A 12,307-nucleotide genomic window follows, 5' to 3' on the forward strand; every position below is an offset into this window, starting at 1 on the left:
AAAGGTGTTGTCCGTCCAGATGATTCACACGCCGAACGGCGCGGCGTAGTGCATGACTCCGGGCGGAAGTGGCTTGCCCTCGTCGAGTGTCATCGCCATGACGGCGTCGTCGGGGGCGTCGAACGGGACGGTGATCCCGTGCGTCGATGCGCGTTCGAACCCGAACCGCGGATAATAGTCGGCGTGTCCGAGCACGACGACGTGTGGTTCGCCTATCTGCCGTGCGGCCTCGAGGAGTGCACGGTTGACTGCGCTGCCCGCGCCGCGGTTCTGGAACTGCGGAAGCACCGACACCGGCCCCAATCCCAGGACCGGAGAGTCGTCGACGAAGCCGCGGGTCGCGACGCCGTGGCCCACGACGCGTCCCGACTCGTCGGTGACGACGATCGACAGTCCGTCGATCCACGCGGGGTCACGCCGTAGGCCGTCGAGGATCTCGGCTTCCTCCGCGGTGGGAAACGCGGCGAGGGTGATCTCGCGGACAGTCGGCACGTCGGCCGGAGTTTCGGTACGGGTGTGCCACTGTGCGGCGGGGATCTGCTCAGACATCAGTCGATGACGCTATCAGCGTTGCGTCGCGGTGCAATCGAATTTCATCCCGGTCGGCAGCGTTGTCGATACCGACATCGGTGCCATGGCAAGCTCGTCGGATGAGTACGACAAATGGTGCAGGCACTCTGCCTCCGATTCAGATCGAATGGATCACTGCGCGCTGTTAGCGCACTTATGTGAAAAATACCGCCTCGAAGGGACCGGAATTAGGCGCCTCAGAGCTGCACCATCCCGTCCGCTGTGCTGCGTCGGGTAGTTGTGGTCCGCGCAGTCGCGGCCCGCGGCAATAAAGGCGAAAGTACGCCTGGAGACCAGGTCTCCTAAACAATCGGCGCGGCAAGTGGCAGCACACTATTCATCTAGGTAAGCCCTTGACCACTCGCGGATCGTCCGTTCCAAGCGATCCGGATAGATGGGACGAGGGTAGTTGCTAGGGACTTCTCCTGCTGATTGCGCCTCGAACAGCGCGATGGCGCTTTCAGTCATCACGAGAGCGACTGCTAGTGAGTCCGCCAAGCTGTTAAACAGTCCCCGTCCATCGTCGCCAACGTGTTCGTGTACCCATTTGTACCCATGTACGGTGCTCGACGTGATGCAGTAGGTGGCCTGCGCAAGCTGCTGAACGCCGAACTTTGCTACTTCCTGGCGGGCGTGCGCCGGGGGATTATCGTCGATCCACCCGCCAGCAAGTTCGATCGCTTTAGTTGGTCGGTCGAAGCCGATGGTTGTTGAAGCTTCGGCGATATCGCGGTACTGCATCGACTGCGCAGCGTGTTCGGCGCGTTGTGTCTCGGCCTCAGGGCTGATTCTTCCCTTGTGTAGGTTCGCTGCGTGGGCGAAGTAGATGGTCTGCTCATGCCATTCCTTCCCAGCAAGTGAGGTAGTGCGTTGTCGACGTGTCTCACGGTCTTTGGGACTCAGCAGCCAGATCGTGCGGGCGGCAGACTCCATCGCGGTGCGGCAGAGATTCATCACAGCGTTGGAGTGCAGGCTGGTTGAATTGCTGATGTGAGGGAGTAGCGGGGCAATAGCAGATATGTTGTCGGTCGCGGCCATTGCGGGGAAGACTGCTGTGCTGGATACAAGGAACTTGTCTTCGAGTTCTGGAATCAGCTCAAAGGCGCGTAGATCATCCTCGGCGAGAATGCTTCCCCGGTCGGGTACACTGAGGCTCCCCCGAAAAAGTGGACACGGTTAGCTTGATTGCTGACTGGTCAGTGACTTGATCTCGAAGGCGATGGGCGAGATCATTCCCAGCGAGCTGTGCCTCCTGTCATGATTGTAGAAGCGTACGTAATTGTCAAGTCCTGCAGTAAGATTCGTGTAGCTGGTGAACGCGTGCCGCTTGTAGTACTCGTGCTTGACCGTTGACCACAGCGACTCGGCGCCGGCGTTGTCCCAGCAGATCCCCGTCGCGCCCATCGAGCGCTTGAGGTCGTACTTGCCGCATGCTGCGGCCATGTCGTGGCTGGTGTACTGGCTGCCGCGGTCGCTGTGCAGGATGGTGCCGGCCACTGACCCCCCGCGGGTGAACACCGCGGCGTCCACGGCCGTCTCGACCAGCTCGGTGCGCATGTGATCGGCCAGTGACCAGCCCAGCACCCGCCGCGAGTGCTCATCACGAATCGCACACAGATACGCATCCCCTTCACCGCAGGTCAGATACGTGATGTCGGAGGTCCAGACCAGGTCGATGCCACCCTGGTCGAACACCCGCCCGACCCGGTCCGGTGGGAACGTCGCGGTCGGATCGACCTGGGTGGTCTTGACCTTGAAGGTGCGTGGGCTGATGCCCTCGATACCCATCTCGGCCATAATCTTGGCGACGGTGTTCTCCGAGACCGCGACACCCTCGGCGTGCAGGTCGGCGGTGATCCGCGGTGAACCATAGGTGCGCGTGGATGCCTGCCAGTGGGCGAGGATCTTCACCTCCAAATCGCGACGCCACTGCTGTCGCGCTGTCAGTTCAGTGCGGCGTTGCCGATCCACCCACGCGTAGAATCCGGATCGTGAAACACCGAGCAGTTCAGTGAGTTTCGTGATGTCGTGGTCGGCGCACTCCGCGGCGATGAGCTCGAACTTGCTCACCGATGTTGCTGCGCCGCAAAGTACGCCGATACTTTTTTCAGGAACGCTAGATCGCGATCCTTCTCGGCGAGCTCCGCGCGTAACCGGGTCAACTCCGCGTGCTCACCAGCCGACAGATCCCGGTCCGGTGGGGCATTGCGCATCTCGTCGGCGACACCATCGCGCATCCGTTCAGCGCGAACCCATTTGCCCAACAAGTTCTCGTGCACGTTGAGTTCACGTGCGACCTCGGTGACCGGCCGTCCCCCGTCGATCACCCGACGAGCAGCCTCCGCCTTGAACTCAGGCGTAAACGACCGACGCGTCCTGGACATGTAGACATCCTCCCAGCAGGACCCTTCGCCCCGCTATCTCAGGTGTCCACTCAAACTGGGGAGGTTCACACGACGAGTCAACCCCCATGGTTTGAGGTCTGAAGCTTGCTTAGCTCGTGTCACTATTCGTCCGTAGGTTGCGAGGATCGCAAGCTTTGCAAAGGGGTCAGAGGGTGGTTGCATGCTGGCGACCGTATATGTTGCCTCTGACGAAAATTCGAATCTGTAGCCCTGAATCCAAATTCAAAGTTTGGCGCGCGGCGGCGCTCATTGCTCACCTCCGTCAGTGTCGGACGTGGCGGCGTGTCGCCGAGTGCCTTTGTAATCGGTTGCGTCCCACCTGTCGCGGATGTTCGAGGGCGTCTGAGACGTGGTGTTGAGGTAACCGTGTACGGTGTCGTGCTTCATGCGGCACACCATCCGAAGGTGAGGCGGATGCGCATTGTTTGGGAAGCGGGGCAAGGTTGACCAGGGCCCGCGCAGACGATCGGAGCCGCGTGGATGCGGGTCAACGATAGACATCCGTTCACCAAGACTGCTTTCTGAACGGTCTTTGGTGCCCCCGGCAGGACTCGAACCTGCGACCTAGGGATTAGAAGACCGTTCAAGCGACAACATACAGCACGGTCGGGAGATGCGGGAATTGACCCATAAAATCCCTGTTAGAACGGCGTGTCGGATCGGTGCGGGTGCGTACGGATAAGCATGGATCGGCACGCCTTGGAACGTGGGTTGCAACACGAACACACCACGCACTGTCACCGTGTTGCACGCGCACGTATCCTTGGCGGATGGCATGGGCAACGCAACTCCCGTCCAAGAAGTGGCGCGGCATGTACCGGGACAGCGACGGGAAGCAACGGTCGGCGGGAACGTTTGGTCGGAAGACGGACGCGTTATTGGCGGCGGACCTTGCGGAGAAGCGGGTTCGTAACGACCCTGACAGCCTTGGCACCGTCACGTTCTCAGAGTTTTTGCCGACGTGGTGGGCGCAGCGGATCGTGCAGCCGACGACACGCAAGCAGGACGAGAGCAAGCTCGACAACCGTGTGACGCCCCGTTGGGGTGATGTTGCTTTGAAGGACATTTCTAGGCCCGACGTGCAGCAGTGGGTGGCTGATATGCGGAGCGACAAGCTCGCCGCTTCCACGATTCAAAAGCACGTCAATCTCCTGTCGTCGGTGATGCGGTTGGCACTGGACAAGGGCATGATTCCGGCTGGCGCACGGGGTGAGGCTCCCGTCAATCCGTGCAGAGGTGTCGACGTTCCGAAGCCGGACCCGTCGCCTGAACGCTTCCTGACTCGTGCGGAGGCCGACGCTGTTCGCGCGGTGCTCATCGGTTTCGACCAGTTCATCTTCGACTTGCTGATCGGGACGGGAATGCGGTGGTCGGAGGCGGTCGGTCTTACATGGGAGCGGGTCGACTTGGAGCGCAACACTGTTGATGTGGTCTTGGCGTACGACCGTGCTGATAAGTCGTTGAAGGCGACCAAGGGGCACGCGGCTAGGTCTGTACCTATTGGTGCAACGCTGGGGAAGTTGCTTGCTGGCAGGTTGGCGGCGGTGGGGTTTGGAGAGCCGCCGAGTCTTCCGTGCGTGAACGTGCCGACGCCGCGTAGTGGCCTTGTGGTGGCGAATGCTGCGGGGCTGCCGTACGACTCGGCCTTGTTCGCAAAGCGTCTCGATGCTGCGGCGCGGGTTGCGTCGGTGAAGGTCGGGCGCCAGGAGCGCAAGGTCGGGCATGTTCGTGTTCACGATTTGAGGCACAGCTTTGCATCTTGGCTTGTGCAGGCGGGTGTGCCGATTCAGCAGGTACAGGAGTTGCTAGGCCATAAGTCGATTGCGACGACGGAGCGTTACGCAAAGTTGGGCAGGTCTTGGGATGAGGCTGTGCGCAATGTGCTGGGCTGAGTCTCAGTCGGTTGTTGGTCTGTGAGGCGTCATAAGGGGATCGATACACCCGCGCGCCAAAGTTGTGATGTCAGTCACAATAACCTCGTGCGGCGGTGTTCCCAGAGATTCCCAAACGTTCCCTTTGATGCCCATTGGCACCTTGAAATGACGGCCAACGTAGCGTGCGCTGCACGATTCTTGTGCTTTTGTCAAAAATTCGTGTGATACGTTTTGACCCGTTCGACCGCAGGATTCCGCGAGAGACAGACCGGACCCCGGATAAACGAGCACAACCAGGCACAGGATTCAGGTGCCGCATCGGATCACTGTAGACAAGTCTCCCCGTTATGCGGGGAAGGAAGTTCTTTGACAAATGAAAACTAAGAAAAAAACTATGAGTCACGACTACGTGTCCGTGACCGCCGATCTGGATTCGATCTTTACCGGCCCCTTGGCTAGAGCGTCGGCGTGATCCTTACCGATCTAGGAAACTTAAGCGTGGTGGCCGAACAACGCGCCGATGGACTTCACGACGTTGTAGCTCGCGTCGTCATTGATAGCGGTTTCGATAGTCAGGCGGTTGCGGAGGACGAAGCCGCCGCATGGCGGATGGAGCTAGATTGTTCCCGCATCACCGTGGAAGGGCTGCTGGTGGAATGAGCAAATTCGCGTGGCACAAACAGATGACTGCCGTCGTTAAACGGGTTCAGGTGCCCGGTAAGGCACGACCAGGACTCGCACTATCCGACCTCGTAGTGCTGTCGTGGATCTTTGACCACACCGACAGCGATGGGGCTGGCGCTATCGCACCGATTGAGCGAGTCGCCGCCGACACGAATCTTAGTCGTAGCACGGTTGAAGACGCCTTGAAGACGCTGCGGGCAACTGGGATGGCATCGCAAACCCGTAAAGGTGGGCGCAGCTGGGATGGTTCAACGTTCGCGTCTGTGTATCGGCTAGGTGATCTTAGCGACGTGGTGCTTGCGGCTCCGTTGGTTGACGACTCGACTAGTTCAAACCCCGGAGATGGGGTGACTCAAACCCCGGAGTCTACTCACTCAAACCCCGGAGATGCGGGGGCAAACATATCCTATATAACAAATCCTACTAAACAAAATACTCTAACTAAATATATGAGCGATGATCATTGTGTGGCAAAAGAACCTTCGCAGGCTCCGGTCCAAACAGATTCTATCCGAGATTACCTATTGGAGAACACGAGTGGCTTGGGCGAATCTGAAGAAACTTCTTCGGGGTCAAATTCGAGTTTTGAGGATGATGCATTGTCTAAGCGCGACGAGGTTGCTTTCGAATCCACTGTGGTCGCGCCGAAGTTGTCTTGTTTAAAAGACAGCGGCAGTGACAAGGAAGGGAAGGGTTTGTCGAATAAGCCCGCTGAATTGTCCCGTGTGAGCTTTGATGCCTGGGCCTTACTGGGAGCCGCAGATGATGTGTTTATCGCGGCAGCGACCGATCTAGGGGTCAATGCGGGCGTCTTGTGTGGAAAGGCTCAAACAGAGTTTGGTGATGGGGAATATCGGACGGTCGTGGACTGGTCGCGTGTCGTGGCACAGTTCCTTACAACTTCCATCGGATCTGACGACGCAGTGCAGGCTGAGTTGCCAACCACCGTCCCGGACATGACCGACGTTCTGCGCAGTGCCGATGACGACACGCTGCTGACGTTGGACGAGTTCTACAAGGGTTGGCGTATCGGCGTCATCGCTGAGTTTCTAGACGCCCGTGACCTTGTAGCCGGTGACGCTACTGAGTATTGGGACTATCAACGAGCAATGCGTGCTGAACTGCTGTACTCGGGAGAGGTGCTGTCTGAGAGGGCGTGGTTCACCCTGTTCGCGTCGCGTGTCTGGGCATCTGACGGTGATCGTGGGGAGTCGGATCGGGCGGAGGGGTTGAGCCGTTTACGGGCCGTCCAATTGGATATGGGCTTGATTCCGAAACATGGGCGTCGACTCCGAGAGTTGCAGACGGCTACGGCGGTGGCGTTGGGCGATGTGCCGGAGGAATCAGACGACTCGTCGGGGCAGAGGGCTGGCTATTCGATGTAGCCGGTGTCGGGGTCGATCATGGCGAGGAAGTCTCGTATCGAGTCCTCGTGCTGTTGGAGCGTCAGAACAAGGGTTGGCGCGTCGGGGTTGCCGACAGTGTGTGTTCGGCTGCTGCTGAACCCGTAGCCCTCGTTTCGTCCTGTGAGCCAGACGTAGTGGTAGCCGCCGTCAGGGCGAGCAGTGATGGTGAATGTTTCGCCGTCAACGGTGAGGGTTGTCGGCAGTGCGGGTGGCTGTTGGTCATCGTTGCCCATGCTTTGAACTGTTGCATCTGTCGGGAGCGGCTGGCAACGGGCTTTAGGTACCTCGTGGTGGTCACGCTGTCACGGGCCGGGGCTGCTGCGCTTGTGTCTGAGCCCTTTTGATGAACATGGATGATCCGGGTGCCCAATTGAGGCGCTAACGTCGCGGATCTGTGAATTCTAGTTTCCCTGCCTTTGGAAGCTAAAGGTTGCTTAGCGTCGATCTGAGCGTCATTAATCGCTAGCGCGTGGGATGCCGACGACGTAAACGAGTCGGGCTTAACGTCGATTGTTAGGCCCGACTCCATAGCTTCACGCCAGATCGTGCGATAGCGAATGATGCTGTTCCGGGATCGGAGACCCACTAGGCCCATCTCCGCGAACTCGCTTACCGTCAAAAGTGTTGACTTCTGAGCACTTTTGCTTGGCCGTCCACCGCCAGTGTCATAGGTAAACGCCCAAATTATTGCGGCCCGCTCCCACTCGCCAGCCGTCACTAACCGACCAATCGACGTCAACTCTGACACGGCCCGCATCAATAGACTTGGGAACAGTTGCTAATCCTTAAGATTTGTGGGGTCGCCCTCTGCTAATCGAGGTCGTCAACAGACGGTTACTAAGATGATAAATGACACCCTAACGAAAGACTTAGAAAGTCTTAGCTGATCCGAAAAAATGTTTGGAGCCAATATCATGCCCGAGAACGACGAATGGATGACCGCCCGCCAAGTCGCCACCGAACTCAATGTCGCCTACAACACGGTGCTGCGTTGGATCAAACGCGGCGACCTCGTAGGCGAAAGGATCGGCCCACGCGTGTATCGAATCCGTCGATCCTCGCTAAACGCATTGGCACGTTAACAGGTCAACGAAACATTCTTAGTCTTCCCGGATCTGCAAATGGGAGTATAAGCGGAATCGGGAGGAAACCCCAGGGTTGAGCGCGCCTAACCACACCGCAGGGCTGCGCTCCTCTGGGGTTTTACACTTCGGTAGGAGGCTTATGAGGGTTTGCAGCGAATCAGGTTGTGAACGGCAAGCCACGAGGCGCTACCTCTGCCAACCGCATTACCGACGCCGTCTGAAATCTAACGACCTCCCGCCCAAGATGCCTAACCGCTTCATCGTTGAGGCTACGCAGCTTTATGACGAGCTAAAGGCGATCCAAGACGCGAAGGTTGAAGAGTTTGCTATCGGGTATGCCAAGGAAAGGCGTCTGTACTTCTCTGAGGTTGAGCCTGCTATTCGACTGGCAGATTGCCTTAAGGCCGTCGCTGACGAGTATCGGCAACGAGCCTTAGCTCTCTAACTGTCTGATTGCCCCGCTAAGCGAGTTTCGCACCTAACCCTATGTAGCTAGACCCTAACGCCCTATTTGGAGCGCACAATGCAAATGAACGACATTAAAGGGAATCCCATTGCAAGCCTACACATCGGTTACATACCTCACCTCCAAGAAGAACGCTTAGCGATTCAGCAAGGCGACTCCGTAATTGGAGTGCCCTTAGATTCCATCTATAAGGTGGCCGACACACTCGTTATGGTTGCCGAACTGTTGGAACGACGCGCAGACCCTACCAGACCACATGCCTAAACTGTTAAGGAACACACCTATGCCCGCAATAGCATTAAGCATAGACTTTGCGGTAAGCGCCAGCAGATCACAAACCCCACCCGTACACGTTAGCGTTCACCAATTCGGCAACGAAACACGCCTCACCCTAAGCCAAGCATCCTCGCTCGTAAGCCTGCCGGTAGAAGATGCCAAACGGCTGGTCGATGCAATCGTTAGGGCCGTTGATCGTGGCTAAATTGCAAGCTAACGCAAAAATTCAAGTTAGGCACAACAGGCTTAATAAGCGATACGTCGCGGAGATCATCGACTATCGCAAATCGTTAACGTTTGGATTTGAACCTTTGGAGGCCATAGAGGTAGCCGAGCAACTTATGGTGATTGCTGCCAACTATGAACAGCGGACTGTCATCGAAGCCGTCGACCGGATCTTTGACCAGATCGACAGTCAAAGCAGCGAGCTTGCCCGGTGACCACCACTACTCCCACGTTGGCTACCGTGGAACGACTTTCCGCCCGACTTGGGGTGTCACTTAATCCTGGAACAACGGATTATGCACGGGCAGAAGAGGCTTTGTGGTCGGCTTCTGCCCGTGCCCGGTCCATTGCGGAACGTGAATCACCTGATGATGCTTGGTCTGATGTAACGAAAGTCCCGGACGCAGTAGTTGACGTGGTGCTCAGTGCAGCATTGCGTATCTACCGCAACCCGGACCGTTACCTCATGAATCAGGCAGGCACCTATCAGGCCGCATTGTCGTCGTCGGACTTCGCGACCGGAAGCATATTCCTAAGCGGAGAAATAGTCGAGCTAAAGAAACATGCACGGCTTAATGTGGCAATCGTTAACACTTACCGCGACGACGACAAGCGTAACCCGCGATTCGATCTGAACGCTTACGTGTCAGACGGGATTGATCACGAGGGCGGCGACCCGTTCTATGTGGGCCTAGAGTTCACAGACCCTTTAACATACGGCTAAGCCCGCTACACAAGCGGCAATTAACGCCCATAAACGAGCATGGCTTGCTCAAACCAACCTAAAGGAAACCCTCATGGCTTTTGACACGACCTACTATCTTGCTGAACGACGAGCTATCGAAGAGATGACACCACACCTAGCGGCACTCGGACTCCTCAGCGACGACGAACAAGCGCAGGTGAAGGAACGGCTTGCGGCAACTCACCTCGCGGAGAAGACCTCCCGCGAACTCGATCACGACGCCCGACGCGTCGCTCAACAGATCGCCGCCGAACTCCCCGACAATCTGACCGCCGAACACATCCGGGACGCTGCGCTACGAGTACCTGACCAGACCGCTGTTGACCGCATCGTCGCGCACGTCTGGGTTAAGGCGCTCGATGAGGCTGCGGCTGTGGCATTCGCTCACAAAGCGGATCTCGCGGCGACGCTGAACCGAGAACTAGAGCAGATCGTGGCGGACTTCGCGAAACTGTCACCCAAGCTAGGTGGAGTTCACACCGCCGACGAGGCGATCAACGCGAACAAGGTTGGAGAGTGGCGTCGCGCTATTGAACTGGACGAACGCTACAGGTGGTTGCGTTCGGTCACCGATTCCGCGCAGATTCGGGGCTTGCTGCCTGAGCCGTCACCCTCCGATTCGGGGCCGTGGTGGCGATTCCGAATCCCCGACACCGACGAGACTGTGGCGTTGGCTGACGGAACGCGGGTCGGCAACCTTGCCGCCGAATTGGCCCGCCAACCCTACGTCCCGGCAACCACGGCAGAGGCACAAGCCACCGCCGACGCCTGGGAGCACGCGTGAGTTACCTGCGCAATGACGATTCGCTAACCGCAGTCATCGAGGCAGTCGATACCGACGCCACCCGTACCGGCGCGTTCATCGACAACGAAGTACACGCGTACGGCGGTGGGAAGCCTGAAATGTTTGGGTTTGGCGCCACCCAAGCCGAACGAGATGCGCAAGCGGCTACGGAGATTGTCGACCGGGTGCTCAGTGGTGGCACGGCACAACGCTGGGAAGGCCACTATCGCGACGGCGCGTGGACATGACCGCGAGCAAACAGCGCCCACGTGGACGCACCCACCAGCTCGCGAAACTGCACGCAATCCTGGAACGCCGACTGCGGGAACAAGGCCACATCATCTGCCACCTGTGCGGGCGACCCGTCAACGTCGCTCTAACAGACAGGGACGAATCATTGGAATGGGACCACCTGGTACCCGTGTCGGTCGACCCAGTACGCGCGGAATCGATCACGAACCTTGCGCCTGCGCACCGTCGCTGCAACCGCGAACGAGGCGATATGCCGCTAAACGAGTGGTGGAAACGCACAGCGACAGGCAGACCTGCGAGCAGGCGATGGCTTTAACGGTCGCGAACGCTGACAGCAAAAGGTGTGTTAACTGCCGTGTCACCAAGCCAGTCACCGAGTTTTCACAGGACCAAAGGCGCCGCGACAACCTCAAAGCTCAGTGCCGGACCTGTGACCGGGCACGCCTCCGCGCCGCATATGAGCAGCAGCACCCACATTGTCGACCCTACAGGCCGCAAAGAGGCGGACTGTGCGACGTGGAAGGCTGCCAAGATCGGCACAAGGCGCGCGGATTCTGCCGCAAACACTATCTACGGGTGCTTAAGCATGGCTCACCCGAGCCAACTACACCCCTTTAACGCAGCACATGCGTTCGAGTTTGGTGGACGTTCAGAGTTTCCGTGACACGACGAGAAACTTTGCGCGAAAAAGTTTACGAAACTGGGGGGGGGGGGGTTAGGCGCTCCTTAAGCCCTTAAGGGGGCTTAGAGAGAGAAATCGCGCTGGGGCGGCAGGTGTCGACCATCTGTTCGAACAGGGGGTACCCCCCACCCTTAGCAACGTTTTAGGCTTGTGACCTGCATGTTTGTTGGGCGAAGTGGTGGTTCGGGTCGGCGGGCTTGGGCTTAGAAGTGTGAGGTGACGGATTTGGGTCGTCTAAACGAATGACAAGGGCTAAGGCTAAGTCGGTTAAGCGGTCGGGTGCAGGTGTTCGGGGGGTGTCCGCTTAGGTGAACGTTAACTAGAGGGGTTGAGTGTGTTAGGTGCTGTGACGCATGTCGGATTAACCGGGCCAGCCGTGAGTGTTCCGAGTATGGGGATGGTGAAGCGTATTCGGCGGGCACGTAAGGCTGCTGGTGGTGCGTATGCTGATGCGCTTGTGCAGGAGTACCTGATTAATCCGTGGCTTAACCGTGTGGGTGTCGGGGTTTCTGCTGTCGATGTGGATGCTTGGGTTCGCGTGTTTGAGGCAGTCGGCTATTCGCACAATGGGGTTGTGGATGAGAAGCAACGTCCTCGCGAAGCGTTAACTTTGTTTCGGGGTGCTCGTGATGAGGATTGTTACGGGTTGTCGTGGACCGATTCGCTTGAGTTTGCTGAATGGTTTGCTGAGCGTGCCGATGATGGTCGGGTGTGGTCGGTCGTGGTTCCGTCAGATCGTTTGTTGGCGTGGATTGGTGGGCAGTTTGGTGACAGTCAGGTTGCGGGTGGCGAGTTTGTTGCTGATGTGCGTGGTTTGTCTGTTGAGGTGGTGCGGTAGGTGTGTGGCGTGTTA

Annotated in this window: 15 protein-coding genes; 10 read left to right on the forward strand and 5 right to left on the reverse strand. The window is 58.1% G+C overall.

All coding sequences use genetic code 11. The annotated features are described in order from the left end of the window. Positions 1-24 precede the first annotated feature (24 nt). The 4 genes from RND64_RS08765 to RND64_RS08780 form a co-directional block, all read right to left on the reverse strand. Positions 25-549: a GNAT family N-acetyltransferase gene (locus RND64_RS08765; RefSeq protein ID WP_049700878.1), complete on the reverse strand. Its 525-nt coding sequence runs from the start codon at positions 547-549 to the stop codon at positions 25-27. A gap of 354 nt (positions 550-903) precedes the next feature. Next, a complete protein-coding gene (locus RND64_RS08770) occupies positions 904-1,608 on the reverse strand; it encodes a hypothetical protein (RefSeq protein ID WP_049700877.1) in 705 nt (234 codons plus the stop codon). Between the two features lie 138 nt (positions 1,609-1,746). After that, positions 1,747-2,640, reverse strand: coding sequence for an IS3 family transposase (locus RND64_RS08775; RefSeq protein WP_005172744.1), 894 nt, complete (start codon positions 2,638-2,640; stop codon positions 1,747-1,749). Then, entirely contained in the window at positions 2,637-2,954 is a 318-nt protein-coding gene (locus RND64_RS08780; RefSeq protein WP_005172740.1) for a transposase, read from the reverse strand. The genes RND64_RS08775 and RND64_RS08780 overlap by 4 nt, the downstream gene beginning before the upstream one ends. Before the next feature lie 791 nt (positions 2,955-3,745). On the opposite strand from RND64_RS08780, the gene RND64_RS08785 reads away from it, so the two are divergent. The 3 genes from RND64_RS08785 (at position 3,746) to RND64_RS08795 (ending at position 6,918) form a co-directional block, all read left to right on the forward strand. Next, positions 3,746-4,867 carry a tyrosine-type recombinase/integrase gene (locus RND64_RS08785; RefSeq protein ID WP_049700876.1) on the forward strand — a complete coding sequence of 374 codons (1,122 nt, stop codon included), beginning with the start codon at positions 3,746-3,748 and terminating at the stop codon, positions 4,865-4,867. A 450-nt stretch (positions 4,868-5,317) separates the two neighbouring features. Next, positions 5,318-5,509, forward strand: a complete 192-nt coding sequence (locus RND64_RS08790; protein ID WP_270482464.1) for a hypothetical protein — start codon at positions 5,318-5,320, stop codon at positions 5,507-5,509. 473 nt (positions 5,510-5,982) lie between these two features. After that, positions 5,983-6,918, forward strand: coding sequence for a hypothetical protein (locus RND64_RS08795; RefSeq protein ID WP_152929959.1), 936 nt, complete (start codon positions 5,983-5,985; stop codon positions 6,916-6,918). Here the strand turns inward: RND64_RS08795 and RND64_RS08800 are convergent. Then, the gene (locus RND64_RS08800) at positions 6,906-7,172 is read right to left on the reverse strand and encodes a hypothetical protein (protein ID WP_053117307.1); all 267 of its coding nucleotides are present in this window, start codon (positions 7,170-7,172) and stop codon (positions 6,906-6,908) included. The genes RND64_RS08795 and RND64_RS08800 overlap by 13 nt on opposite strands. A 681-nt stretch (positions 7,173-7,853) precedes the next feature. On the opposite strand from RND64_RS08800, the gene RND64_RS08805 reads away from it, so the two are divergent. From RND64_RS08805 to RND64_RS08830, 7 genes are all read left to right on the forward strand, one after another. Then, positions 7,854-8,021, forward strand: a complete 168-nt coding sequence (locus tag RND64_RS08805) for a helix-turn-helix domain-containing protein (RefSeq protein WP_160318033.1) — start codon at positions 7,854-7,856, stop codon at positions 8,019-8,021. A gap of 900 nt (positions 8,022-8,921) precedes the next feature. Next, positions 8,922-9,206 (forward strand): hypothetical protein, encoded by a 285-nt coding sequence (locus RND64_RS08810; RefSeq protein WP_152929960.1) that lies wholly within the window; start codon positions 8,922-8,924, stop codon positions 9,204-9,206. Then, entirely contained in the window at positions 9,203-9,715 is a 513-nt protein-coding gene (locus RND64_RS08815; protein ID WP_152929961.1) for a hypothetical protein, read from the forward strand. The genes RND64_RS08810 and RND64_RS08815 overlap by 4 nt, the downstream gene beginning before the upstream one ends. Before the next feature lie 73 nt (positions 9,716-9,788). Further along, positions 9,789-10,520 (forward strand): hypothetical protein, encoded by a 732-nt coding sequence (locus RND64_RS08820; protein ID WP_152929962.1) that lies wholly within the window; start codon positions 9,789-9,791, stop codon positions 10,518-10,520. Continuing rightward, on the forward strand, positions 10,517-10,768 hold the full coding sequence (locus tag RND64_RS08825) for a hypothetical protein (protein WP_049697026.1): 252 nt from the start codon (positions 10,517-10,519) through the stop codon (positions 10,766-10,768). The genes RND64_RS08820 and RND64_RS08825 overlap by 4 nt, the downstream gene beginning before the upstream one ends. Further along, positions 10,765-11,088 carry an HNH endonuclease gene (locus tag RND64_RS23125; protein ID WP_152929963.1) on the forward strand — a complete coding sequence of 108 codons (324 nt, stop codon included), beginning with the start codon at positions 10,765-10,767 and terminating at the stop codon, positions 11,086-11,088. Before RND64_RS08825 ends, RND64_RS23125 begins: the two co-directional genes overlap by 4 nt. 757 nt (positions 11,089-11,845) lie before the next feature. Then, positions 11,846-12,292, forward strand: coding sequence for a hypothetical protein (locus RND64_RS08830; protein WP_152929964.1), 447 nt, complete (start codon positions 11,846-11,848; stop codon positions 12,290-12,292). The last annotated feature ends 15 nt before the right edge of the window (positions 12,293-12,307 follow it).

It is taken from the genome of Gordonia sp. w5E2, from assembly GCF_036540975.1.
In the GTDB taxonomy this organism is placed as follows: domain Bacteria; phylum Actinomycetota; class Actinomycetes; order Mycobacteriales; family Mycobacteriaceae; genus Gordonia; species Gordonia jacobaea.